We start from the raw sequence: 23652 nt of genomic DNA, 5'->3' as shown, positions 1-23652 counted from the left end.
ACGGATTTTTTTGTGTATTTTATGGATAATTTTACAAAACTGGTATAATTATATTGATGCTTGTATAAGTAGAAGTGTACAACAATTTATATTTCATAAAGGGGATGAATCAATGATTGGTGAAATGAAGCGAGAAGCATTGTACTCTTTAAAGGGAAAATGGGGACTAGGTGTTGGATCAACAATTTTATATTTTATTTTAAGTTATGTTGTTTCGATGGCTGCAATGCTTATACTATTAATTCCAGGAATTATTATATTTCTCTTATTTGCTGGTTTAGTAGGTTCACTTGAAGGGCAAACAATATCAAATGGAGCAAGTGTTACATTCGGGATTTTTTATTGCATTATGATAATTTTGAGTAGTGCATCCTATGGGATTACATCATACGGTTATACAAATGTATTTTTACAGATTAGTAAACGAGAAGATGCTAAAGTAGATTACTTATTCGAAGGATTTCGTGGCTTTAAAAGAATGATGAAAACAATATGGGCAATGCTTGCAATTTTATTATATACAGGTACATGGATTCCGATATTGTTAGTAGCCTTATTTGCATTTTTTGGTGAAGAAGGAAATGCGTCGTTTGCTATTGCTATCTGTGTACTACTAGCTATTTCAATCGTTGGTATGATTGTGATGTATTTTTCTTATGCACTGACGTACTATGTGATGATTGAAAATCCAGAATATAGTGTTTCGCAGGCGATGAAGGAAAGTAAGAATCTTATGAAGGGTCATAAGTTAGATTTGTTTCTTTTATGGCTGAGCTTCATAGGATGGGCTATTTTAGCGCTTCTTACTTTTGGAATAGGATTTCTTTGGCTTAGTCCGTATATGAGTACGACGACAGCACACTTTTATCGCTATATTTCAAAAGGTGAATTTCAATAGGAACATGCTATACTAATAGAATTATTGTGTATAGGAGGCGAGGCTACGCATGATTAGTGATTTAAAAGGAGAAGCACTAGATTCATTAGAAGGAAAATGGGGATTAGCTGTTGGAGCTACACTACTCATTTCAATTCTTATCACGGCTTTTAGTTTTAGTGTTGATTGGGGATTTTCTTTGATTTTCGGTTGGCAAAAAACAAATGGTTCACTTTCAACGAATATTCTTACATTTTTTGTTACTGGACCGTTAACTTTAGGTGGATATTACCTTGGTTTAAATATCCTTCGTGAAAAGCAAGCTAGTATTGGTAATGTATTCATTTGGTTTTCAGAGGGAAAGAGATTTCTAAAATCATTTTTATTATATTTATTAGTAAATCTTTATCTTTTCTTATGGACGTTATTGTTCATTATTCCAGGTATTATTAAATCATTTTCTTATGCGATGACATACTTTATTATAAACGATCATCCTGAGTATTCACTGAACCAAGCTATTACAGAAAGTCGTCGTATGATGGATGGACATAAGATGGAGTATTTCATTTTATGTTTAAGTTTTATTGGCTGGTTTATATTAAGTTGTATTACGTTAGGGATTGGATTCTTATGGTTAATTCCATATTTCTATACGACATCTGCAGCTTTTTACGAAGAGATTGCAGAAGAATATTATGAGAAAAATATTTAGCACTAAAAAACCCCCGGTATGAATTATTTGTTCATACTGGGGGTTTTTTGTAGAAACTTTATAAACTGATTGCTAGTAAGTGGTTTACTGAAATAGTAACCTTGCATATATTTACAGTTATGTTTTTGCAGAAACTTAAGTTGTTTTTCGGTTTCAATTCCTTCGGCGACGACTGAAAGATTTAAAGTATTCGCGAGGGAAAGTATTGTAGAAACGATGGCTCGTTCTTCAGGACGATGATCAGCTAATTGTGTAAATTCTCTCGGTACTTTTAATGTGTCGATTGGAAAAATTGATAAATAAGCAAGAGAAGAGTATCCAGTACCGAAGTCATCAATGGAAGTTTGGATACCGTATTCTTTTAATTGCTTCAGTCTTAATAACGTTTCTTTCTCGTCAACCATTGCAATTCTTTCTGTTAACTCAAGTGTTACATATTTTGGATCGACTTGCACGTCGTTTAATATTTGTGAAATGCTTTCAATTAATTGATCTTGCCGGAACTCTTTTGCGGATAGATTAACACTTATTTTTAAATTTTGGTAGCCAAAGGTATGCCATATTTTTAATTGGAGACAAGCTTCTTGTAATACCCAATGTCCAAGTGGGACTACTTGTGGCGTCTCTTCTACAATTGGAATAAACTCACATGGTGAAATGTCACCTAATAGTGGGTGTTTCCAACGTATTAAAGCTTCAGCGCCGATAATTTTATTTGTTGTCGTATCAATTTGTGGTTGATAAACGAGATAAAATTCTTTGTTTACTAAAGCGATTGGCAAATCTTTTTCAATTCGAGCTTTTCGTTCCATTTTTTTATATAGTTCTTTCGTGTAAAGAGAGCTACCGTTTTTTCCTTTATTCTTTGCTTCGTACATGGCCATATCAGCATGCTGCAAAATGGATAGCGCATCTTCACCTGCTTCAGGATATATTGCAATTCCGATGCTCGGTGAGATTTGTAAATGTTGATTTTCGATTTCAAATGGCTCATTCATGGCCGTTACAATCCTATCAGCTATTTTTTGGACATCTGGCTTTTTTTTGTAATTCTCGATAAGGATTGTGAACTCATCCCCAGCTAGCCGCGCGAGTTTCATATTTGATGTTGCTATTCTTTCGAGCCTTTTTGCTACTGCGATGAGCAATAGGTCTCCTACTCGATGACCGAGGGTATCATTAATAACTTTAAAACGGTCTAGGTCGAGAAACATAACAGCAAAAGGCTTTTTCGATATTTTTGCTCGCGCAATTGCCTGTTCTAAATGTTGATGAAATGCACGTCGATTTGCAAGCTCTGTTAAAGTATCATGGTATGCTAGGAAATTAATTTGTTCTTGTTGTTGTTTGCTTTCCGTAATATCTTTAATCATTAAATAAACCCCAGAAATTTTCTCCTTTAAAAAGATCGGTACGGCGGTAACGTGCAAGTAGTAAATATCTCTGTTTTTATGGTACGCCCGTATTTCTAAAGAGATAGAATGCCCCTTTTTCACGCGATGAAAGGCGTTAATCATTTCTTCTAAATCTTCTTCGTATATGAGTGAATAGTAAGGCTGGTTTAATAATTCATTCGTTTGATAACCGAGTAAAGTAGTACCGGCGTTATTTACTTTGAGAAAATTACCGTACAAATCTAATGTGAAGATTGGATCTGGATGATGCTCGTATAAAGATTTAAACATTTGTTGATTATGATAGAGTTCATTTTTCTGTTCTACTAAATCTTCTGTACGTAGTTTAATTTGTTTCTCGAGTTCTGAGTTGAATTGCATTTGAGCAATCAATAATATTTTATTTTGTTTTCGAACTAAACTATGACGTATGAGAACGAAGGAGAAAGTTATTATAAGTCCGATTACTATAATAGGCGCAAAAACGTATTCAACTAATATAAAAACAATAAGCATTACTACCGAAATATACGGTAATGATAATCGGATTGATTCACCAATTTTAGGTGTTAGTAGTACTTGTTCTTGTTTTTCAGGCTCTTTTGTATGGAGAATACAGGCGATTGCTACTAACACTAAGGTTACTTGATAGAAAGGAGTAACTGTAAACATAGAATACTCTGGTATGAAGTATTTTATATAAGCATAAATCGCATCTGTAGTAGCATATAAAATTAAAGCACTGCCAAGAAGTGCACCGACCTTTTTAGGTAATAAGGATAGTGGTTTGAATAAAAGGTTGATTCCTATTAAGAGAAAGAGTAAATCAGCCATTGGATAGGTAAGTTGAACAAATATGTCGATATAGGATGTTGTAAAGATATGAATAGTTCGTTCAATAAGTAAGTAGTAACTTAAAGTAAATTGGGCTGTAACGATAATACAAATATCACATAGCATAAAAAGTTTTTCTAATAAATCTCGGTTATAAATGATTTCGTATAGAAAGGCAAACGTAAAGCTAACTAAAAAAAGTAAGTAAAAAAAGTCAGATGGATCAACGAACGTATAGAAGTCCTTTACAATTAAACGCTGATAGGCAACGACTATATCACCGATAAAATAAGAGAGAGCTCCAACAGATAATATGATCCAAAATAAACGAGATAGCCCTTCTTTCATGTTTGAAAAATAAAGTATATAACTACAAGCGATAATATCAATTAATAGGGTACTCGTTCCGATTAATAGCTGAAAAGAAAATGAGTATTCATATAGAAAAGGCATCGCTACATAGTGAAGCGTTATAGACAGCAATACAATGCTTATAAGAATACTTACATGTGTTTGTTTTTTCATTTATATCACCTACGGTTTCTTGAAAAGCATATATAAGTTTTATATTTATTTTGCACAATTATAGTAAGTTGTAAAGATAGATTTTAATAATTCTTGTTTCTGCCTCCCAACATATCGACATAGGAATTTGAAGTTTGCTATAATGATTAGAATAGTTGTATTATTTAGAAAAATTTAAAAATAATAATTACTGCAACTAGGACATATTGTTTACTATGTGAACTTGTTCTTAATTTAGGGGGGAGGGTTTCACAATGGCAAGTGTATATGAAAATAGTTATATGATCGTTTTGATTTTCTTGCTATTAGGTATATTGCTGCCGGTAGTGGCTCTTACATTAGGAAGGATGCTGCGCCCAAATAAACCAAGTGCAGCAAAGGCGACGACGTATGAGAGTGGAATTGAGCCTTTTCATGATGCAAATATTCGGTTTCATGCTCGTTATTATATTTTCGCTTTATTGTTTGTGATCTTTGATGTAGAAACTTTATTTTTATATCCTTGGGCTGTTGCGTATGACAAGCTAGGTTTATTTGCATTAATTGAAATGCTCATCTTTGTTGTAATGTTGCTAGTTGGATTAGCGTATGCTTGGAAAAAGAAGGTGTTACAATGGTTATAAATTTTGAGGAATTACATCCAAATGAGCGAGCAGAATTAGAACGAAATATCTTTTTTTCTACATTGGAACAGTTGAAAGGATGGGCGAGGAGCAATTCTTTATGGCCGATGACATTCGGACTGGCGTGCTGTGCAATTGAAATGATGGGAGTAGGCTCATCACATTATGATTTAGATCGATTTGGGTCATTTTTTCGGACTTCACCAAGGCAATCGGACGTCATGATTGTATCGGGAACGGTAACGAAGAAGATGGCTCCTATTGTTCGGCGCTTATATGATCAAATGCCCGAACCGAAATGGGTTATTGCGATGGGATCTTGTGCAACAGCAGGTGGTCCGTATGTAAATTCATATGCTGTTGTGAAAGGTGTAGACCAAATTTTACCAGTTGATGTGTATATTCCTGGTTGTCCCCCAAATCCAGCTGCTTTAATTTATGGAATTAATAAATTGAAAGAAAAAATTCGTTACGAAGCAAAGACCGGAAAGCAGGTGACGAATAAATGAGCAATCCAAATAAAGATTTAGAGGAGCTGAAAAAAGAAGCAGCTAGGCGTGCAAAAGAAGAAGCGAGAAAACGCCTTGTAGCGAAACACGAGGCGGAAATAAGTGAGCTTGAGGAAGAAGATCAAGAAAAAGAGAAAGCGCTACCAAAAAAAGATGATATTACTATAGAAGAAGCAAAACGACGTGTAGCAGCAGCTGCAAAAGCAAAAGCGGCGGCGTTAGCGAAGCAGAAAAGAGAAGGAATAGAAGAAGTAACGGAAGAAGAAAAAGCGAAAGCCAAGGCGAAGGCAGCAGCCGCCGCAAAGGCAAAAGCGGCAGCGTTAGCGAAGCAGAAAAGAGAAGGAACCGAAGAAGTAACGGAAGAAGAAAAAGCGAAAGCCAAGGCGAAGGCAGCAGCGGCTGCAAAAGCAAAAGCGGCAGCGTTAGCGAAGCAGAAAAGAGAAGGAACCGAAGAAGTAACGGAAGAAGAAAAAGCGAAAGCCAAGGCGAAGGCAGCAGCGGCTGCAAAAGCAAAAGCGGCGGCGTTAGCTAAGCAGAAAAGAGAAGGAACCGAAGAAGTAACGGAAGAAGAAAAAGCGAAAGCCAAGGCGAAGGCGGTGGCAGCTGCAAAAGCAAAAGCGGCAGCATTGGCGAAGCAGAAAGCCTCGCAAGGTGATGGGGATTCGGGAGATGAAAAGGCAAAGGCAATTGCAACGGCAAAAGCGAAAGCAGCAGCGGCTGCAAGAGCGAAGACAAAGGGGGCTGAAGGTAAGAAAGAGGATGAGCCGAAGCAGGAAGAACTGTCCGTAAATCAGCCGTATTTAAATCAGTATGTTGAGGCTATTAGGGAGAAGTTAGGAGAGGGTGCATTAGTAGATTCCTACATTAATAAACTGTCAAAGGATGTGCCAACTCTTGTGGTGGATTCCGAAAAATATTATGAAGTGATGGAGTCACTGCGATTCCATGAGGGACTTGCTTTTGATTATATGTCAGAGCTACATGCGACGGATTTTGTGACACATATGGAAGTGTATGTTCATTTGTTTTCATATAGTAAGAAACAATCGGTAGCGGTGAAGGTAAAGCTAGACCGAGAAACGCCGCAAGTCGAATCTGTGACAGCGCTTTGGAAAGGGGCTGACTGGCCGGAGCGAGAAGCATACGATTTGCTCGGCATTATATTTAAAGGGCATCCGAATTTAACACGTATTTTAATGCCAGAGGATTGGGTAGGATATCCGCTTAGAAAAGACTATGAACCGTATGATGTGGAGGTGTAGCTATGATCCGCACGGAAGAGATGCTTTTGAATGTAGGACCTCAGCATCCGAGTACACATGGTGTGTTCAGGCTCGTAATTAAGATTGACGGGGAAATTATTAAAGAAGCTACACCTGTTATTGGTTATTTACATCGCGGGACGGAAAAGATCGCTGAGAGCTTACAGTATACGCAAATTATCCCTTATACAGATCGAATGGACTATTTATCAGCTATGACGAATAATTACGTCATTTGCCATGCTGTAGAGACGATGATGGGGCTTGAAATTCCAGAGCGTGCCGAATACTTGCGAGTACTTGCGATGGAGCTAGGAAGAATTGCGAGCCATCTCGTTTGGTGGGGGACAAATCTTCTTGATATAGGAGCGGTTAGCCCGTTTTTGTACGCTTTTCGTGAACGAGAGATGATTATAAATTTATTAAATGAATTATGCGGGGCACGGCTTACTTTTAACTATATGAGAGTTGGTGGTGTGAAGTGGGATGCGCCAGATGGTTGGATTGAAAAGGTGGAAGAGTTTGTTCCGTATATGAGAGAGCAACTGGCAGGTTATCATGATCTTGTTAGCGGTAATGAGATTTTCTTAAATCGTGTGAAAGGCGTTGGTATATATAGCGCGGAAGAAGCGATTTCGTATTCTTTAAGCGGAGCAAATTTGCGGTGCACTGGAGTAAACTGGGATCTTCGCAAAGATGAGCCGTATTCGATTTATGATCGTTTTGATTTTGATATTCCTGTTGGAAGCGTGGGAGATGCTTGGGATCGCTACGTTTGCCGAATGCAAGAAATCGAGGAGTCTTTAAAGATTGTTGAGCAAGCGGTTCAGCAGTTCCCGAAAGATGGAGCTGTGCTGGCAAAAGTACCGAAAATTATTAAGGCACCTAAGGGAGAAGCATTTGTACGTATCGAATCGCCGCGCGGAGAGATTGGGTGCTATATTGCTAGTGACGGAAAGAAAGAGCCGTACCGCTTGAAGTTTCGTAGGCCGTCTTTTTACAATTTGCAAATTTTACCGAAGTTATTGAAAGGTGAAAACATCGCCAATTTAATTACGATTTTAGGTGGAGTTGATATTGTACTTGGGGAGGTTGATGGCTAATGATTGAAACGCTCTTACAATCACCTTCAAGCTGGACGAATTTCTTCATTTTTTTCGGATTAGCGGTACTTCTACTATTTGCAGTCCTTGGCTTCGTTACATATGGAATTTTGGCAGAACGGAAAGTGATGGGGTTTATGCAAGGGCGGATTGGACCAAACCAGGTTGGAGGCCGATTCGGTTTACTGCAAACGGTAGCTGATGTTTTAAAACTATTATTGAAAGAAGATAGTATTCCAAAAGCAGCAGATAAACCGCTGTTTATATTAGCGCCTGTCATTGCATTTGCACCAGCATTTATGGTGCTTGCAGTTATCCCGTTCACTGATAAATTTCAATTTGCAGATATTGGAGTCGGGCTACTTTATTATATTGCTGTTTCCGGTATTACGACGATAGGTGTTGTAACTGGAGGATGGGCATCGAATAATAAATATTCCCTTTTAGGAGGGATGCGTGCGGCGGCGCAAATGATTTCTTATGAGATTCCGCTCGTAATGAGTGTAATTGGTATCGTTTTGCTAGCTGGTAGTCTGAATTTAAATGAGATTGTAGCGGCGCAGGAGAAGGTTTGGTACATTTTCGTACAGCCAATTGGCTTCGTCGTTTTCTTAATCGCAGCAGTTGCAGAGTTAAATAGAACGCCATTCGATTTGCCAGAAGCGGAGTCAGAACTTGTTTCTGGATATCATACGGAATACTCAGGTTTTCGCTGGGCGTTTTTCATGCTTTCAGAGTACGTATATTTCTTCGGGATGGCATCTTTAATTACAGTGCTCTTTTTAGGTGGATGGAATCCAGTTATGTTCCTTGGATTTATCCCAGGAGCTGTATGGTTTGCTTTGAAATTTAGCAGTGTAGTCTTTCTATTAATTTGGTTCCGCGTTACGTTTCCGCGTATAAGAGGTGACCAGTTAATGGAGTTTGGCTGGAAAGTATTATTGCCAATTGCACTTGCGAATATTTTCTTAACGGCATTGATTAAGGAGTTATTCTTCTAATCTATGAGGGGGGTGCCAGTAAGAGATGAAAGGACTATTTAAAGGATTAAAATATACATTAAGCAATTTGAGTAAGAAGAAGGTGACTTACGATTATCCGAATCAACCGTTGCCGTTGCCAGACCGCTTTCGAGGTATTCAAAAGTTTTATCCGGAAAAGTGTATTGTTTGTAATCAGTGCTCTAACATTTGTCCGACAGACTGTATTCAGTTAACAGGAAAGAAACATCCGGATCCTACGAAAAAAGGAAAAATTATCGACACGTATGATATTAATTTTGAAATTTGTATTCTTTGTGATTTATGTACAGAAGTTTGTCCGACAGAGGCAATTGTCATGACAAATAACTTTGAACTCGCGGAATATTCACGTGATGACTTATTTAAAAATTTGCAGTGGCTTGACGAAAACGACGAAAACGTCAGGAAGGAGAACAAGGCATGAATGGCGAGTTTGTAGCATTCTTTATACTATCCTTGTCTGCAATTATCGGCGGTGTTCTTATGTTGAACTTAACGAAAGTTATGCACATGATGCTAGCTCTCGTTCTGACATTTCTCAGCATTGCAGGTTTGTATTTTCTTTTATCAGCCGAATTTATAGGCGTTGCACAAATTTTACTTTATTCTGGTGCAATCACAATTATTATGATTTTCGGCATTATGTTAACGAAACATAACGCGGAAAATGAATCGCGTCTTACTCTTCGAAAATGGATTATCTTCTTTGCAGTTGTAGCATTTGGAGCGGTTATGTATTTCGCTGTTAATAATGTTGGTTTTGCAAATGAAAGCACACAAGGAAGTTTACCTCTCCATGAAAACAACACACTTCAAATCGGTACGCTTCTCTATTCAAAATATATTATTCCATTTGAACTAACTTCAGTTATTTTACTTGTAGCACTCGTTGGCGCAATTATACTTGCGAAAAAGGACGAGAAAGAGGAGGATTCCAATGAGTAGCGTTCCAGCTTCTGCATATTTAACACTTGCGATTATTTTGTTTTGCATCGGTCTATTTGGAGCTTTAACAAAGCGGAATACAGTAATCGTATTAGTTTGTATCGAATTAATGCTGAATGCTGCCAATTTAAACTTAGTGGCGTTTAGTAAATTAGGCTTATTTCCGAATTTAACAGGTCAAATTTTCTCACTGTTTACGATGGCTGTAGCGGCAGCGGAAGCGGCGGTAGGACTCGCTATTTTAATTGCTTTATATCGTAATCGTACAACAGTTCAGGTGGATGAAATGGATACGCTTAAAGGATAGCATTGTGACCGAAAAAGGGGGAAGGAAACAATGATCGATTATGCATGGCTCATACCGCTTTTCCCACTCGTTTCGTTTTTGTTACTCATTATATTCGGGAAGAAAATTAGAGAAGGAAGCAGCGTACTTAGTATTTTTTTCGTCTTTCTCTCCTTTATACTTGCGGTACTTGTGTTAATAGAAAGGTTTTCAGAAGCAAGCGTGAAGCATAAGTGGGTATGGCTTAGAGCTGGAGATTTGGATATATCATTCGGCTTTGAAGTGACTGCATTAGGAGCTTTAATGTTATTTATCGTGACGCTTGTGAGTCTACTTGTACATGTGTATTCGAAAGGTTATATGAAAGGTGATGAACGATTACCAACCTTTTACGCATATTTAGGACTCTTTACATTTGCGATGTTAGGGCTTGTTATATCAACGAATTTATTACAACTTTATATATTTTGGGAATTAGTTGGTCTTGGCTCATTTTTACTTATCGGTTTTTATTTCTTTAAAGAAGAAGCGAAGGCTGCTGCAAAAAAGGCTTTTATTATGACCCGTATTGGGGATGTTGGTTTATTTATCGGGATGATTTTAATTTTTTGGTACGCAGGTAGTTTTGAATATGACGCAATATTTAGGGCGATTTATACAGGGGATCTACCTCCTTACATGATTACAATAACAGCGATATTAATTTTTATCGGGGCGATGGGAAAATCAGGTCAGTTCCCGCTTCATACGTGGTTGCCAGATGCAATGGAAGGGCCAACGCCCGTTTCGGCACTTATTCACGCGGCGACGATGGTGGCAGCTGGCGTATATTTAGTAGCGACGATGTTCCCTCTATTTTCAGCAAGTACAGTGGCGATGCAGACAGTGGCAATCGTTGGAGCTTTCACTGCAATCTTTGCGGCCTCTATTGGTCTTGTGCAAACAGATATAAAGAGGGTGCTTGCTTATTCTACAGTTAGCCAGCTCGGGTATATGATGCTCGCGTTAGGTTCTGCCGGTTATGTAGCTGGTATATTCCATTTAACGACACACGCTTTTTTTAAAGCACTATTATTTTTGGCGGCAGGAAGTGTAATTCATGCTGTGCATACGCAAAACATTAATAAAATGGGCGGTTTACAGAAGAAGATGAAAGTAACTGGTACGCTATTTTTAATAGGTACCCTTGCCATTAGCGGTGTTCCGCTGCTTTCCGGTTTTTTCAGCAAAGATGAAATTTTAGCGGCGACGTGGATGAATGGCAATTACGTTTTATTTACTTTAGCGGTAATTGCGGCGTTTTTAACAGCATTTTATATGTTCCGCCTATACTTTCTTGTCTTTACTGGAGAAACGAAGACGAAGGAAGAAGTGCATGAATCGCCTCGCGTTATGACGTATCCAATGATTGTTCTCGGCGTTCTTGCGGTAGTGGCAGGATATATAAATACACCATGGTTTGGGACATTTCTCGGAGATTGGTTGACGAAAGATGTAGGGTTTAAGGTTGAAGAAGCGCATGGACCAGTTTGGATTATGATTGTTGCGACACTCGTTTCATTTGCGGGAATCGCTCTTGCATATTTCATATATTGCAAGAAATCAATTTCTAGAGATTGGGCTGGGGGTACGGAAACATCTCTTTATAATCTTTTGAAAGAAAAATATTATGTGGATGAACTATACAACATGACGGTGATCCCTATTACGAAAGGAATCGCTCATGTGCTTCGCTTATTTGAAGTGTATGTAGTCGAAGGAATTGCAGTTTTAATTGGAAGTGTAGTTAAAGGCACAAGTAATCTTGGATCGAAACTTCAAAACGGGAATGTACAAGTGTACGGTACTGTAACGGCGGTTTCGCTCGCTGTACTCGTCATTATTTTGCTCTATACGGGAGGGGATTTACGATGAATGATTTGTTGTTAACGTTCTTCATTTTTTCCCCGCTTTTAGGAATTTTATTGCTTGTATTAACACCGAAAAAGGAATTGCGTACAGTGCGAGCGCTTGGCTTATTTGGGACGGCACTTCCATTTGGAATCGCTATCGTCCTCGCTTGTACATATGCTTCTGGAAAGAATTTGTCCCTATTTGATGAGAAGGTGAAATGGATTAAGTTCGGCGATTTCACAGCGGTAGATAAAAGGTGGTTTTCTATTTATTACGAGCTCGGTATTGATGGTTTGTCGCTTGTCATGATGGTACTGACGGCTCTTCTAGCAACGCTTGCAGCAATTGCAGCCTTTTCTATTAAAAGAAATTTAAAAGCATTTTATATGCTGTTACTTATGCTAGAAATAGGAATGCTCGGCGTCTTTGCTGCTCAAAACTTAATGTTGTTTTTTATCTTCTTTGAAATTACGTTGCCACCAATGTTCTTATTAATTGGAAAGTGGGGAAAATTGTCGAGTGAAAAGGCTGCGTATAGTTATTTAATATATAACGGTATTGGCTCAGCTATTTTGCTCATTGTTTTCTCAATTTTGTTCGCGAAAACAGGTACAACAAATATTGTGGAGCTGAAAGAGATATTAAGAAGCGTAAGTGCAGAGGGAGCACTCGTCATCCCAAGTAGTTTGCAGCTTAGTGTATTTATTGCCATAATGATTGCCTTTGCAATTAAACTACCTGTTTTTCCGTTGCACCGCTGGATGGTCAATGTACACATAGAAGCGCATCCAGCTGTAGTTATGCTTCATGCGGGTGTTTTGCTGAAGATTGGAGCGTACGGTATTATTCGCTTCGGGAAAGGGCTATTCCCGGAATATTTTCACGATGTTGCAACGCTAATTGCGATATTAGGCGTAATTAATTTATTATACGGTGCCTTTTTAGCGCTCATCCAAACGGACTTTAGGAAAGTACTGGCTTACTCTAGTATTTCGCATATGGGAATTGTGTTAATGGGACTTGCGTCACTTAATGCACCTGGTACACAAGGAGCGCTATTCCAAGTTGTATCACATGGTTTAATTGCAGCCTTGCTCTTCTTCCTACTGGGTGTTATAGAACAACGATTTGGAACTTCGGATATTACGGTGCTAGGCGGACTTGCGAAAAGTGTACCGATACTTAGCGGATTCTTTTTAGCAGGAGGAATGGCATCGCTTGGATTACCAGGGATGTCTGGGTTTGTTAGTGAATTTCTTGCCTTTCTCGGTTTATTTCAAGGAGAGCCCGTCATTGCTGCAGTCGGTGTGATTGGCATCATTTTAACCGCTGTATATGTATTAAGGGCGACACTTCAAGTGACATTTGGAAAGAAAGAGTGGGAAGCAAAAACTGATATACACGGATGGGAGTATGTCCCTGTTTTACTACTTATCTTTTGTATTATTGCAATTGGAGTTATGCCAGAAATACTAGGGGATCCGCTTCAAAATACATTGAAAACATTGGGGGTGAAGTAGGATGGATATGAATACGTTACTTAGCTTATCGTGGTATCTAATGGTGCCAGAATTTATTATTCTCGGCGCCGCCATCCTCCTTTCCATATGTGATTTGTTTTTTAAGCTGAACCATAGATATGTAGCTCTTGGTGCGATTGCTGCTATCGTATTAGCAATCGTGTCATTAATTACGCTATATAGCGAACCGGCAGGAGATATTTTAAATGGATCGTTTGTGTTAGATGGATTTTCAAAAGGGTTTAAAACGTTGCTATTAGGTGCCTCAGCTCTCATTTTATGCACCGCAATGAGCGATGATAAGAAGAATCCAATTGAAGATAAGGGTGAATATTATTACTTATTTTTAATGGCACTTCTTGGTGCGATGTTCATGGCTTCTAGTGTTGATTTCATTACCCTTTTCGTTGGTTTGGAGTTACTTTCACTTTCTTCCTATATTTTAGTAGGAATACGAAAAAAGAGCCGTGCATCAAATGAAGCGGCAATGAAATACGTCATTAGCGGAGGAATTGGAACGGCGATTACGCTCTTCGGAATGAGTTATTTATACGGTATTACAGGTTCAACTAACATTGTAGATATGCAAAAGGTACTCACTGGGGAACTCGCTAGTGGTATTCAGTTATTGTTAGCTCTCGCATTTCTTTTATTGCTAGTTGGTCTCTCATTTAAAATTGCCACAGTGCCGTTTCATATGTGGGCACCTGATGTGTATGAAGGAGCGGCTACACCTGTTACTGCTTTTCTTGGAACGATTTCTAAAATTGCTGGTTTCCTACTCATTATTCGTTTGTTCCTTATGGTTTTTGCAAGTGTATTAATACAAGGAGATATGCAATCTTTATATGGGCATATGAGTATATATATTGCGGTGCTAGCAAGTATTACGATGATTGTTGGGAATGTAGTCGCGTTAAAACAATACAATATAAAGCGTTTATTTGCTTATTCGGGCATTGCTCATGCAGGGTATTTACTCGTTCCACTTGTGGCATTATCACCATTTACGATGGATAGCATGTGGTTTTATATGCTGGCATACATGCTTATGAATATAGGTGCATTTGCTATCATCCACGGCTTAATCTTACAAAATGACGAGGAAAATATAACGATTTTCACAGGTTTATATAAAAGGTCGCCATTTGCAGCGATTATGATGACAATTTTTATTTTATCGTTGGCTGGGATACCAGGAACGGCTGGCTTCATTGGAAAGATTAATATCTTTTTAGGCGCGCTTCATGTAGAGCCAGCACATTACGTACTAGCTTCGATTATGATGGGTACGACAGTTGTTTCATTCGTATATTATTTCCGTATTTTACAACAAATGTTTTTCCGCACAGGAGAGACAGAAGAGAGGATACGGTTACCGTTAAATATAAAGGTTGTTATGAGTCTTTGTGCAATTTCGATTGTAATACTAGGGATTATGCCGATGATTGGGTACAATTTCTTTTATGAATATTTTCCATTAATGAAAGATTTCTTCTTCTTAGGGAACGTGGTACAATAGTGAAAATAAAAGGTGTGGAGTCAGTACTCTGCGCTTTTTATTTTGTGTTAACTTGTAATGTAGATATACGTTTTTGGAAAGAAAATCACGATGTAAAATGTAAGATGTCTATGTGCATTTGAAAAAGTGTAGCTCCTACTTATTATGGTATCGTTTTTATATTCTTTCATAAGTAGTAGCTGAGTAAAAAGGGGTCGATTTTTTGGCACAACTTTTAGGGCAACAAGCACTGATTGCCATTGTTTCGCATTTATTGTTTATTACCATTACGTGGTGGGCCTTACAAGGCATTCACATTGAGCGTTTAATGAAGTCCGGAAAAGTGCTGCAGACGCGAGTATTACTCATCTTAATTACAATTGCAATTGGGACATCTGTAAGTAACTTTTTCCTTGATTATTTAGGCTATTCGAAGAGTTTAACGTATTTAGTAAAGTAAGTGTATAGAACCTCAAATCTCCGTTAACAATGGGGATAGGAGGGGATGAAATTGAAGCTTAAAGCCATTCTTATTGTTGCACTTAGTGTTGTTTTATTTTTGGTTGGATATAGAGAGATGAAACCGATAAGCGATGAACAGAAAATGGAGAGCATGATCAAGGCTTTAGAGAAAAATGATGCTAAAGTAGAAAAATGGTCATGGTTAGCGAGAGAAACAAAAACAATTTCTAACATACATACGTTTCAAAAGTTGTTAAACGATGTGAAGGAAAAGGCAAATATTCAAAAGTGGGAAGTAGAGCAATCTCCAGATGGATATAAAGCTACATCCTATAAAAAGCTTTCTTCTTATGAAGAACGAGTAGTAGTAACTTGGAGTAAAGAAAATACTAAAGAAAACACTTTCATTATCTTTGAAGTAAGTGGGGCGAAATGGGACCCGAAGTATGTTCAAAACATGAATAAAATTTTTAGTGAAAAACCTATAATTTACACTTGTGTTCAAGGTGTACTGAATGATAAGATTGAAGGTGTTTTGCAAAATAAAACCAATCAGGTTTTGAAAGATCTTTCAGCAAGAGCGATCGAACAAGTAGAAGAAAGAGCATTTGTGTCAGTCTCCGCATACAATAAAAAGTGGGATGACGCTCTTTCAACAAATAGAGAGAAAATAAATGTGCAAATAGCAATACGTTCTACAGACAACAAAGATACAATTGTGGTTGGCACACCGATCATAACTTCTGAGTATTGAGTGAATAGATACTGAAAAAAGGACACGGAGGGGAATAATTTGGAAAAGATCATCGTCCGTGGCGGAAAGCGGTTAAACGGCACAGTGCGTGTTGAGGGCGCAAAAAATGCTGTATTACCTATAATCGCTGCAGCCCTATTAGCGAGTGATGGAAAGAATGTACTATCTGAAGTACCAGTTTTGTCTGATGTATACACAATTAATGAGGTATTACGTCATTTAAATGCTGAAGTCGTATTTGAAAATAATCAAGTAACAATCGATTCTTCTAAAGAACTAAACATTGAAGCACCATTTGAATATGTACGTAAAATGCGTGCATCTGTTCAAGTAATGGGACCATTATTAGCACGTAACGGTCGTGCTCGTATTGCACTTCCTGGTGGATGTGCAATTGGTTCACGTCCAATTGACCAACATTTAAAAGGCTTCGAAGCAATGGGAGCAAAAGTACAGGTTGGTAACGGTTTTGTTGAGGCATATGTTGAGGGAGAACTAAAAGGAGCTAAAATCTACTTAGACTTCCCAAGCGTAGGCGCGACAGAAAACATTATGTCTGCAGCTACATTAGCAAAAGGGACAACAATTCTTGAAAACGCAGCGAAAGAACCAGAAATCGTTGACTTAGCTAACTTCTTAAATGCGATGGGAGCAAAAGTACGCGGAGCTGGAACTGGAACGATTCGTATCGAAGGCGTTGATAAATTATATGGTGCAAACCACTCTATTATTCCTGACCGTATTGAAGCGGGAACATTCATGGTTGCAGCAGCAATTACTGGTGGAGACATCTTAATTGAAAATGCTGTACCTGAACATTTACGCTCAATTACAGCGAAAATGGAAGAAATGGGTGTTAAAATTATTGAGGAAAACGAAGGTGTACGTGTTATCGGCCCAGATAAGTTAAAAGCGGTTGACATTAAAACTATGCCTCACCCAGGTTTCCCAACAGACATGCAATCACAAATGATGGCATTATTACTACAAGCTGATGGAACAAGCATGATTACAGAAACGGTATTCGAAAACCGCTTTATGCACGTTGAAGAATTCCGTCGTATGAATGCTGATATTAAAATTGAAGGTCGTTCTGTTATTATGAACGGTCCAAACAGTTTACAAGGTGCTGAAGTAGCAGCAACTGACTTACGTGCTGCAGCTGCATTAATCTTAGCTGGTTTAGTATCAGAAGGTTATACTCGTGTAACTGAGTTAAAACATCTTGACCGTGGCTATGTAAACTTCCATAAGAAATTAGCTGCATTAGGTGCAACTATTGAACGTGTAAACGAAAAAGTAGAAGAAGTGAAAGAACAAGAAGTTTCTGATCTTCACGCTTAATTGAAATAGTCTCTATGTCTTTTGACATAGGGGCTATTTTTTTGGGTTATTACTGTTATAGTCAATAAATTCTATACTTATGCACGTACCAGTAAAAATATTTAGAAAATTTCTGTTTTATACTCTTCCCCTTAAGTATGTTCTAAAAAAAAGAGTTGTTCCATAAGAATGAATGGAGTAAAGCTTTTATATTGGGGGAAAATAGGATGAAATTTTCAAAGCCACTTTTTATTACAGTAGCGCTCTTAATAGCGCTCGTTATCATTGTACCTGCAGCCCTTGTTATTCCATTTGCGAAAGCAAAAGTAGGGGAAGAAACGGCCTCTAAAACTCCTCCAGCGATAGAAAGCATACCAGCTCCAGGAAAAGCAGATACAGCTGTTCAAGTTGCTGTATATCGCGAAAAACAGAAGAAGGTAGAAACATTACCAGTGGAGGAGTATGTGACAGGTGTAGTAGCTTCTGAGATGAATGCCAGTTTTGAAATAGAGGCACTAAAGGCGCAGGCATTAGCAGCGAGAACATTTGTAGTACAACGTATGCTAAGCGGAGGAAAGAAAAATAATGCGGACGTGACAGATACGGTGAAAGATCAAGTGTACAAAGGCAAAGATGAATTGAAGAAGCAATGGGGCAATAACTACGAAAATAATTTGAAGAAAATCGAAGAAGCCGTTTCGAAAACAGCAGGACAAGTTTTAACTTATGATGGAAAACCAATTTCAGCATCCTTCTTTTCAACGAGTAATGGCCGAACAGAAAATGCAGCTGACTATTGGGGAAATGATTATCCGTACTTGAAAAGTGTAGATAGTCCGTGGGATCAAGCCTCTCCAAAGTTTACGAGCGAGCAAACATTTACAGTAGCTGATTTTCAAAAACGTCTCGGTGTGAAAGTGCTAGCAGACGGGAAGGTTGGAAATATTAAAGACCTTACGGAAGGAAAGCGCGTAAAGGATGTAGCTTTTCAAGGAAAAACATTAACAGGAAAAGAAGTTCGTGAAAAGTTAGATTTACGTTCTTCTGATTTCACGTGGAAACAACAAGGAGATAAAATCATCGTTACAACGAAAGGCTTCGGTCACGGCGTTGGTATGAGTCAATACGGGGCGAACGGCATGGCAGCGGAAGGAAAGAAATATACAGATATCGTCGCTCATTACTATAAAGGCGTTGAAATAAAGACGATGAATGATTATGAAGGAAAACTGATGGTGAAGAAATAGGTGTCAGAACTCTGGCACCTATTTTTTTCTGTTTAAAATATCATAATTTTCCATTAACTGTTTGATATAATAGGATAAAAAGGCATTTGGGGGAAATGAAATGGCGTTACTAGAGTTGAAACAGTTAGGGAAGGCGAACCAGTTACCGGAAATGGAGCTAAAGGTTGAAAAAGGACAATGTATTGTTTTGCAATGCAATAATCATACAGCTAAAGTGTTACACCGCATTATTATTGGTGAAGAAGAAGCTTCAACTGGCAATGTACTGTTTGAAGGGGAAGCAATTGGAAAGAAAAATTATTCCCGCATAGGCTTTTGTTTTTTGAAGGATGAAGCATATGATCGTTTGAAGGTGAAGGAATACTTTAAGTTTTTAATGGGGCTTTATGAATCAAATATGAGTACGGAAGAAGTTGTACAATATGTTGGTCTCTTAGATAAGTTAAACGTTAAAATAGAAAAACTATCATTTTCAGAGAAACGTCGTCTTCATATTGGGCGAGTGATGATTCATAATCCGGATTTAGTCATTTTGGAAGAGCCAGAGCAAAATGTAGATACAGAGAGTACGATTATTATTCGAAAAGCGATTATGAAAATGAAAGAGCAAGGAAAAGCAATTTTTATTACGTCATCTTTCCTATCGGATGCCCTTTCGTTAACAGAGGATGTATACATATTAAACAACGATGGTGTGAAAAAAGTAGAAATTGAACAAGAGGAAGCAGAAGAAGTCGATGAAGAGAAGGTCGTTCAAATGATTCCGCAAATGAAGTTAGAAAGAATACCTGCGAAAGTGAACGATAAAATCATTTTACTTGATCCGATGGAAATCCATTTCATTGAAACACAAAACGGAGTAACACATATTCACGTTCGTGAAGGGGATTTCGTATGCGCTTTAACATTAAGCGAACTAGAAGCAAGGTTAACAGGTTTTGGTTTCTTTAGATGTCATCGCTCGTATCTTGTGAATTTACAAAGAGTGCGAGAAGTGATTACTTGGACTCGTAACAGTTTTAGCTTAATTTTAGACGACGAAAGAAAAAGTTCAATCCCGCTTTCAAAAGGACGAATGGATGAATTAAAAGGTGTTATTGGACTATAAAAGTGCTCCAATAAGCTCAACATGCGATTCATTCACCGGTAAAAATACTCCTTTTACCGGTATTTTAATGCGCCTACCCTTTGTTTTTCATATGATTGAGTCAAGAAAAGCGAAACAAACGAACGAAAAGCGCTAAAGCGACTTTCATCTATAAAGAAGAAAAACAAAGGGGATGAAGAAATGACATTGGCAATTGAAATGAAAGATGTAATGAAAAGTTTCAGTGGAAAAACGGCACTTCGAAATGTAAATATTGAGGTGAAGCAAGGAGAGATATTCGGATTCCTTGGACCGAGTGGATCTGGTAAGACGACAACAGTAAAAATTTTAACTTCTCAATTGCTTCATAGTGTTGGAACGGTAAGAGTATTAGGGAAAGATATTACAGGACCAAGTAGCATCGATTACAAACGAATTGGTATTTTAACAGATAACAGCGGCTTATATGAAAGACTTAGCATTTATGATAACTTACTATTATTTTGTGACTTATACGATTGCAAAAAAGAACGAATCGATGAAGTACTAGCACAAGTGAATTTATTAGATGATAAAAAAACACCAGTAAAAAAATTATCAAAGGGAATGAAGCAACGCGTCACACTAGCAAGAGCAATCCTTCATAAACCAGATATCCTCTTCTTAGACGAACCAACATCTGCACTTGATCCAGTAAACGTACAAAATATTCATAAAATCTTAAAAGACTTAAATAAAGAAGGAACGACGATTTTCTTAACGACTCACAACATGGACGAAGCAGAAACGCTTTGTAACCGCATTGCCTTCCTGTGTGGCGGAGAGATTGTAGCACTTGATACACCGGAGAACCTTCGCTTACAATACGCGAAAGATCAAATACAAGTCGTGTTAAAGGATAAGAAGAAAGAAACGGTACAAAAAGATGAATTAGGTGCAAAACGTATTTCAGAATGGATGAACAAAGGAGAATTACTATCCATTCATTCACACGAACCAACTTTAGGCGATATTTTTATTGAAGTTACTGGGAGGGGATTATAATGACATTTTCAATGAGACGTATATCAGCTATTTTTAGAAAAGAAGTACAAGATTTTAAGACAAATTCACAAGTGTTGTTAATGACATTTTTACCAATTATACTTTCATTTTTGTTTAGCAGATTTGGAGTGGGAAAGGAAATGTTAGGCATTACTACTATAACGGCCTTCCTATTTGTCGCAGGCTTTGTTCAATCTATGGTAATTGCAGAAGAAAAAGAAAAGCATACATTGCGTGTATTAATGCTATCACCGGCATCTTCGGTTGAAGTTCTACTTGGAAAAAGTATATTAACAGTATGTTTGACATTGGGCATTTGTATTGTGAACTTATTCATTTTGGATCAATTCAGTGGAAATCTATTATTGCTAGGATTTATTTTCTTATGTGGAACAATTCTATTTATTGTGATTGGAACAATGATTGGATTGTTAGCTGCATCTGTACCACAAACATCAATAATTGGAATGCCGATATTAATGACGATGTATTTGGCTGTACAGTTTGAGCCAATGGTTGAAAATAAAGTAATTAAGACGATGATTGGATATCTTCCAACATCTCATATTGTGAAAGCACTTAACAGCTTAGTAGGTGGGGCGGGATTTAGTAGTATTAGTGGGCATGTATTAAATGTTGCAGTTTGGCTTATTATATCGCTCTTTGTATGTTTAATCGTATATAAAAAGAAACAATTAGACTAAAAACTGAGCCGAAACGCTCAGTTTTTTCTTTTTTCTATCATTTCCTCGGAAATTTTGCAATTCTCATACATATTTTTACAGATTTTGTCGAAAAGTAATTAGTTATACGTTGTATAGGATACGTGAATATTGTTCAAAATGATTGCTGAGGTGATGATGGAATGCGAGGAAGAAATAATAAAAAGTCGCAAAAGGTAGTACATTTATTTCAAAAAAGATGGGTGTTTCCGGCACTATACATTGCTTGTGCAGCGGTAATCTTAATGGTTGCGCTATGGTTCCAAGGAGCTAATCCGAAGAAGACTCCAAACCACGATCAAGCAACACCGTATACACAATCGGAAGATCCAGCAGTACCAGTAACAAAATCTTCAGAAGTAGTGAAAATGCCAGCTGCCGCGAATGCGGAAGTAGTCGTACAGAAGAAATTCTATGAAGATGCAGCAACTGAGGCGGAACAAGAAAAAGCACTTGTCTTTTATAACAACACATATTCCCCGAATAAAGGAATTGACATTGCTGCGAAGAATGGAAAAGAATTCAATGTTGCTGCTGCTTTAAGTGGTACAGTAACGAAAGCTGAAAAAGATTCACTTCTTGGTTATGTTGTAACAGTTGATAGTGGAAATGGTGTAGCGGTATCTTATCAAAGCTTAGGCAGTGTGAAAGTAGAAAAAGGTGCAAGAGTTGCACAAGGTGAAGTATTAGGAACATCCGGTCTAAGTGCAATGAATAAAGAGGCAGGCTCTCACGTTCACTTTGAAGTACGTAAAGACAATGTGGCTGTGAACCCTGAACGTTACTTAAATAAATCAGTAACAGAAATTAAAGCTGATGCAGGTGCTGCAAAGGCTACGAATGCTTCTGGTAAAAAAGCTGATGACAAATCTCAAAAAGAAGAGAAGTCAACGAGCACGAAACCTGAAAGTAAAACAGAAGACAAGTCTCAAAAAGAAGAGAAATCAACAAGCGGTTCAACTAGTGACAAAAAAGAAGAACCGAAGAAAGAAGAAAAATCAACAAATGGTTCTACAGAATCATCTAACGATTCTTCTTCACAAGAATAAGAAAGTGAAAAAATCAGTTCCCACTAGGGGAGCTGATTTTTTTATTTTTATATAAAAATACTCAATTTCGAGAAAAAAGTTGCAATAACAAGGAAAAATGACGAGATTCTCGAATATATATTACAAAAGGGAGGGGATACTGTGTCATTTTTGTTTGTTCTGTCGACTGCTATTATTTTATTGTTTGTTTTATTCACTTTATATTATTACATTGCCGGTAAGAAAGAGGTTCCCCACCATCAATTGTTAGAAGAAGAATTGGAACGAGAAGAATGACACCTTATATATAAGGTGTCATTTTTTTTCGCTATAATAGTCAGTTTTAACGTATTTCTCACAAAAAAACGTAATTTTTCTTAACTTAGTCCGCAAAAATAGTGAACATGTAGCATATATCAGTAGTGCGGGCAATACAATGGTATAAACCAAAGCAAAGAGAGTGTTTGAGGTGAGAAATCGTGAATCATTTCATTATAAATCCAAGAATGTTTAACGCTTACAAACAGCACTCACACTTACTTCTTAGTCGTATGCAGCGAGGCTCATTTCACCCTTCTCACATCCAAATTAGGGAGGCGAGTGGTGTGCACGATTACATCAAAGAGAGAACTATCAAGATTGGTAAGTATATCGTGGAGACAAGAAAGACAGTGCGTGTCATTGCAAAGGAATTTGGGGTATCAAAGAGTACAGTCCATAAAGATTTAACAGAACGTCTACCAGAGATTAATCCAGAGCTCGCAAATGAAGTGAAAGAAATTCTTGATTATCATAAGTCTATTCGTCATTTAAGAGGGGGAGAAGCAACAAAACAAAAGTATAGAAAAGAAGATGTAGAGAAGCCTGTACGTCAATAATGTTACAGTAGCAAACATTCCGTTCACATTCGGTAATATTTTTCAGAAGAATTCTTTTTGCGAATATTACGTTTCTGTTAAATTTATGATAAAATCAG

At 37.6% G+C, this 23652-nt stretch carries 24 protein-coding genes; 23 read left to right on the top strand and 1 reads right to left on the bottom strand.

Translation table 11 applies throughout. The annotated features are described in order from the left end of the window. Positions 1-10: 10 nt before the first annotated feature. Both NST27_RS25930 and NST27_RS25925 read left to right on the top strand, forming a co-directional pair. The gene (locus NST27_RS25930) at positions 11-898 is read left to right on the top strand and encodes a DUF975 family protein (RefSeq protein ID WP_016118944.1); all 888 of its coding nucleotides are present in this window, start codon (positions 11-13) and stop codon (positions 896-898) included. Between the two features lie 49 nt (positions 899-947). Further along, a complete protein-coding gene (locus NST27_RS25925) occupies positions 948-1592 on the top strand; it encodes a DUF975 family protein (RefSeq protein WP_000622467.1) in 645 nt (214 codons plus the stop codon). Between the two features lie 23 nt (positions 1593-1615). Here the strand turns inward: NST27_RS25925 and NST27_RS25920 are convergent, their stop codons facing one another. Continuing rightward, entirely contained in the window at positions 1616-4345 is a 2730-nt protein-coding gene (locus NST27_RS25920; protein ID WP_047387263.1) for an EAL domain-containing protein, read from the bottom strand. Between the two features lie 254 nt (positions 4346-4599). Here NST27_RS25920 and nuoA point away from each other — a divergent pair, with 254 nt between their 5' ends. The 21 genes from nuoA (at position 4600) to spoIIID (ending at position 23554) form a co-directional block, all read left to right on the top strand. Continuing rightward, positions 4600-4968, top strand: a complete 369-nt coding sequence (nuoA, locus tag NST27_RS25915; protein WP_000179273.1) for an NADH-quinone oxidoreductase subunit NuoA — start codon at positions 4600-4602, stop codon at positions 4966-4968. Further along, positions 4959-5477 (top strand): NADH-quinone oxidoreductase subunit NuoB, encoded by a 519-nt coding sequence (nuoB, locus tag NST27_RS25910; protein ID WP_000236328.1) that lies wholly within the window; start codon positions 4959-4961, stop codon positions 5475-5477. The genes nuoA and nuoB overlap by 10 nt, the downstream gene beginning before the upstream one ends. Then, complete coding sequence (locus tag NST27_RS25905) at positions 5474-6739, top strand: NADH-quinone oxidoreductase subunit C (protein ID WP_088360986.1); 1266 nt, start codon at positions 5474-5476, stop codon at positions 6737-6739. Before nuoB ends, NST27_RS25905 begins: the two co-directional genes overlap by 4 nt. Positions 6740-6741: 2 nt before the next feature. Beyond that, entirely contained in the window at positions 6742-7842 is a 1101-nt protein-coding gene (gene nuoD / locus NST27_RS25900; protein WP_000621434.1) for an NADH-quinone oxidoreductase subunit NuoD, read from the top strand. Next, a complete protein-coding gene (gene nuoH, locus NST27_RS25895; RefSeq protein WP_000573426.1) occupies positions 7842-8843 on the top strand; it encodes an NADH-quinone oxidoreductase subunit NuoH in 1002 nt (333 codons plus the stop codon). The genes nuoD and nuoH overlap by 1 nt, the downstream gene beginning before the upstream one ends. A gap of 25 nt (positions 8844-8868) precedes the next feature. Then, positions 8869-9288 carry an NADH-quinone oxidoreductase subunit NuoI gene (gene nuoI / locus NST27_RS25890; protein WP_000677191.1) on the top strand — a complete coding sequence of 140 codons (420 nt, stop codon included), beginning with the start codon at positions 8869-8871 and terminating at the stop codon, positions 9286-9288. Next, positions 9285-9809 (top strand): NADH-quinone oxidoreductase subunit J, encoded by a 525-nt coding sequence (locus NST27_RS25885; protein ID WP_001012816.1) that lies wholly within the window; start codon positions 9285-9287, stop codon positions 9807-9809. Before nuoI ends, NST27_RS25885 begins: the two co-directional genes overlap by 4 nt. Next, the gene (gene nuoK / locus NST27_RS25880; protein WP_000100079.1) at positions 9802-10116 is read left to right on the top strand and encodes an NADH-quinone oxidoreductase subunit NuoK; all 315 of its coding nucleotides are present in this window, start codon (positions 9802-9804) and stop codon (positions 10114-10116) included. Before NST27_RS25885 ends, nuoK begins: the two co-directional genes overlap by 8 nt. 30 nt (positions 10117-10146) lie before the next feature. Next, positions 10147-12009, top strand: a complete 1863-nt coding sequence (gene nuoL / locus NST27_RS25875) for an NADH-quinone oxidoreductase subunit L (RefSeq protein WP_047387257.1) — start codon at positions 10147-10149, stop codon at positions 12007-12009. Continuing rightward, positions 12006-13508: an NADH-quinone oxidoreductase subunit M gene (locus tag NST27_RS25870; RefSeq protein WP_030029470.1), complete on the top strand. Its 1503-nt coding sequence runs from the start codon at positions 12006-12008 to the stop codon at positions 13506-13508. Before nuoL ends, NST27_RS25870 begins: the two co-directional genes overlap by 4 nt. Before the next feature lie 7 nt (positions 13509-13515). Further along, entirely contained in the window at positions 13516-15030 is a 1515-nt protein-coding gene (nuoN, locus tag NST27_RS25865; RefSeq protein WP_033689498.1) for an NADH-quinone oxidoreductase subunit NuoN, read from the top strand. Between the two features lie 202 nt (positions 15031-15232). Continuing rightward, positions 15233-15469 (top strand): DUF1146 family protein, encoded by a 237-nt coding sequence (locus tag NST27_RS25860; RefSeq protein WP_000057889.1) that lies wholly within the window; start codon positions 15233-15235, stop codon positions 15467-15469. A 51-nt stretch (positions 15470-15520) separates the two neighbouring features. Beyond that, positions 15521-16225 (top strand): YwmB family TATA-box binding protein, encoded by a 705-nt coding sequence (locus NST27_RS25855; protein ID WP_000767916.1) that lies wholly within the window; start codon positions 15521-15523, stop codon positions 16223-16225. Positions 16226-16264: 39 nt separating this feature from the next. Continuing rightward, positions 16265-17569: a UDP-N-acetylglucosamine 1-carboxyvinyltransferase gene (murA, locus tag NST27_RS25850; protein WP_000411274.1), complete on the top strand. Its 1305-nt coding sequence runs from the start codon at positions 16265-16267 to the stop codon at positions 17567-17569. Between the two features lie 206 nt (positions 17570-17775). Then, positions 17776-18795, top strand: coding sequence for a stage II sporulation protein D (gene spoIID, locus NST27_RS25845; protein WP_000672648.1), 1020 nt, complete (start codon positions 17776-17778; stop codon positions 18793-18795). 100 nt (positions 18796-18895) lie between these two features. Next, positions 18896-19903: a LytTR family transcriptional regulator DNA-binding domain-containing protein gene (locus tag NST27_RS25840; protein WP_047387254.1), complete on the top strand. Its 1008-nt coding sequence runs from the start codon at positions 18896-18898 to the stop codon at positions 19901-19903. Positions 19904-20083: 180 nt separating this feature from the next. Beyond that, positions 20084-20926 carry an ABC transporter ATP-binding protein gene (locus NST27_RS25835; protein WP_000170864.1) on the top strand — a complete coding sequence of 281 codons (843 nt, stop codon included), beginning with the start codon at positions 20084-20086 and terminating at the stop codon, positions 20924-20926. Then, positions 20926-21630 (top strand): ABC transporter permease, encoded by a 705-nt coding sequence (locus NST27_RS25830; protein ID WP_047387252.1) that lies wholly within the window; start codon positions 20926-20928, stop codon positions 21628-21630. Before NST27_RS25835 ends, NST27_RS25830 begins: the two co-directional genes overlap by 1 nt. A 161-nt stretch (positions 21631-21791) precedes the next feature. Continuing rightward, positions 21792-22697: a M23 family metallopeptidase gene (locus tag NST27_RS25825; protein WP_001214926.1), complete on the top strand. Its 906-nt coding sequence runs from the start codon at positions 21792-21794 to the stop codon at positions 22695-22697. Between the two features lie 141 nt (positions 22698-22838). Next, positions 22839-22973: a hypothetical protein gene (locus NST27_RS25820; RefSeq protein WP_000008903.1), complete on the top strand. Its 135-nt coding sequence runs from the start codon at positions 22839-22841 to the stop codon at positions 22971-22973. A gap of 308 nt (positions 22974-23281) precedes the next feature. Further along, positions 23282-23554: a sporulation transcriptional regulator SpoIIID gene (gene spoIIID, locus NST27_RS25815; protein ID WP_000544012.1), complete on the top strand. Its 273-nt coding sequence runs from the start codon at positions 23282-23284 to the stop codon at positions 23552-23554. The last annotated feature ends 98 nt before the right edge of the window (positions 23555-23652 follow it).

Source organism: Bacillus sp. FSL W8-0770 (assembly GCF_038008705.1).
GTDB classification, from domain to species: Bacteria; Bacillota; Bacilli; order Bacillales; family Bacillaceae_G; genus Bacillus_A; species Bacillus_A cereus.
Note: the sequence above shows the minus strand (reverse complement) of the source record. Positions and strands in the feature narration are given on the sequence as shown.